This is a genomic window from Stenotrophomonas sp. 2YAF22 (assembly GCF_052114665.1).
In the GTDB taxonomy this organism is placed as follows: Bacteria; Pseudomonadota; Gammaproteobacteria; order Xanthomonadales; family Xanthomonadaceae; genus Stenotrophomonas; species Stenotrophomonas indicatrix.
Genome location: NZ_JBFRFE010000737.1, coordinates 1 through 1862, shown reverse-complemented (window position 1 = coordinate 1862; position 1862 = coordinate 1). Strand labels below are relative to the sequence as shown.

2 protein-coding genes and 1 pseudogene are annotated in these 1862 nt (G+C 66.6%); 1 reads left to right on the top strand and 2 read right to left on the bottom strand.

Annotated elements, in window-relative coordinates; genetic code table 11:
- Both AB4Y84_RS20585 and AB4Y84_RS20580 read right to left on the bottom strand, forming a co-directional pair.
- Positions 1 to 343, bottom strand: a pseudogene (locus AB4Y84_RS20585) (glycine zipper 2TM domain-containing protein); the annotation flags it as partial.
- A gap of 130 nt (positions 344 to 473) precedes the next feature.
- The gene (locus AB4Y84_RS20580; RefSeq protein ID WP_442244310.1) at positions 474 to 908 is read right to left on the bottom strand and encodes a hypothetical protein; all 435 of its coding nucleotides are present in this window, start codon (positions 906 to 908) and stop codon (positions 474 to 476) included.
- 79 nt (positions 909 to 987) lie between these two features.
- Between AB4Y84_RS20580 and AB4Y84_RS20575 the strand changes: the two genes are divergently transcribed.
- The gene (locus AB4Y84_RS20575; RefSeq protein ID WP_442250812.1) at positions 988 to 1815 is read left to right on the top strand and encodes a tRNA threonylcarbamoyladenosine dehydratase; all 828 of its coding nucleotides are present in this window, start codon (positions 988 to 990) and stop codon (positions 1813 to 1815) included.
- Positions 1816 to 1862: the final 47 nt, after the last annotated feature.

The window sequence follows — 1862 nt, the reverse complement described above, 5'->3', positions numbered from 1 at the left end:
GCGCGGTTGCCGGCCATGAGATCTCCGACCACACCGCGGCGATGTTCTTGTTGCCGCGGCTGCCGCCGGTGTGGTCGGAGATCTCATGGCCGGCAACCGCGCCGACGATACCGCCGAGGATCGCGCCGGTGGCGGAGGGCGCGGTACGGCCAGACTGCACGGCATTGATGCGGGTGACGATGCCGCAGTCGGCGCAGCGGCCCTGGTTGTAACCGGAGTTGTTGCCGTAGCCGCCGTTGTTGTAGCCGTTGTTGTAACCACCACCGCCGTAGCCCGGCGAGGTGGCACAGCCGGCCAGGCCGACGGTTGCGATGACACTGGCGGCGATGAGCTGGATCTTCATGGGGCATCTCCTGGCCGTGAAGGCGGGTGCGTTGGGTGGTACTGCGTCATGCAGCAGGGTCAGCGAATCCTCCTCTTTCCAACGTGAACAAGGCGCCAACCACATCGGCCTTCGCCCACTCGAAGATGAATCAGCGGAAGTCCTGATGACAGGCCCGGCAATCGTCCTGCAGTGCCTGGACCTGCTGCGCCAACGCGTTGCAGTCGATCGGCGGGCTGGCCAATGCCGCATTGAGACCGGCCCGGTACTGGCTGGCGTGCTGCTGGAACTGCCGGCTGTCCTTCAATCCGGGGAAGGCCTGGTCCAGATCGTTGGACAGCAGGCGCAGCACCTGCAGGCGCGGGACGCTGTCGGCCAGGCTGCAGCGGTTCTGCTGCTGAGCCTGCTGCAGCAGATCCGCCTGCCGCTGCATCACCTGCATCAGGCTGTCCGGGAACGGATCGCGGCGTGCCTGCAGTGCGCGGCCGACCATCACCGTGGCAATCAGGCCGATCAGCAGGCCCAGGCCGAGCACGAACAGATAGCGGTAGGCGGTGGACGGGCGGCGGGGTGGGCTGGCACTCATGGCGGGCGCTCCGGGCGTGCAACGGTGGGTTCGGCGTCGTCGTGCTGTAGTCAGGGGACCAGCACGTTAAAATAGCCCGATGAACGAACAGGTCAAACAACGCTTCGCCGGTATTGAACGGCTGTATGGCGTCGGCGCGCTCGAGCGCCTGCAGGGCAGCCGTGTTGCCGTGGTCGGCATGGGCGGCGTCGGCTCGTGGGTGGTGGAGGCGCTGGCGCGCTCGGCGGTGGGCCATCTGGCCCTGATCGATGCCGATGACATCTGCGTATCCAATACCAACCGCCAGCTGCCGGCGCTGGAAGGCAACTACGGCCGCAACAAGGCCGAGGCCATGGCCGAGYGCTGCCGGGCGATCAATCCGCAGATCGAGGTCGACGCCGTGCAGGCGTTCCTGACCCCGGCCAACATGGCCGAACTGCTGGACCGCGGTTTCGACCTGGTGATCGATGCCTGCGACAGCTTCCGGGTGAAGGTGGAAACCATCGCCTGGTGCCGCCGCCGCAAGCTGCCGTTGCTGACCGTCGGCGCGGCCGGCGGCCGTACCGATCCCACCCTGGTGCGCATCCGCGATGTCTCGCGCACCGAGCATGACGCGATGCTGGCGCTGATCCGCAAGAAGCTGCGCAGTGAATTCAACTTCCCGAAGAATGCCAAGCGCTATTTCGGTGTGCCGGCGGTGTATTCGCTGGAAAACGTGAAATATCCGCAGGCCGATGGGAGTGTCTGTGGCCTGCGGCCGAACCTGGGCGCGGATGCGGCCCTGAAGCTCGATTGCGGCGCCGGCCTGGGCGCGGCCACCCACATCACCGGTGCATTTGCATTCGCGGCCGTGGGCAAGGCGCTGGAGATGCTGCTGGAGCCGAAGAAGGTGAAGGCCGAATCGGTTGAGGCCGAGGCCGGGGTGTGATCTGGTGGTGCCGGCCAGCGGCCGGCACTACCTTCACGGTGCAGGCA

What these genes read in the sequence shown, in the direction of transcription:
- AB4Y84_RS20580 (WP_442244310.1), bottom strand. Translation starts at nt 908, where the DNA reads ATGAGTGCCAGCCCACCCCGCCGCCCGTCCACCGCCTACCGCTATCTG.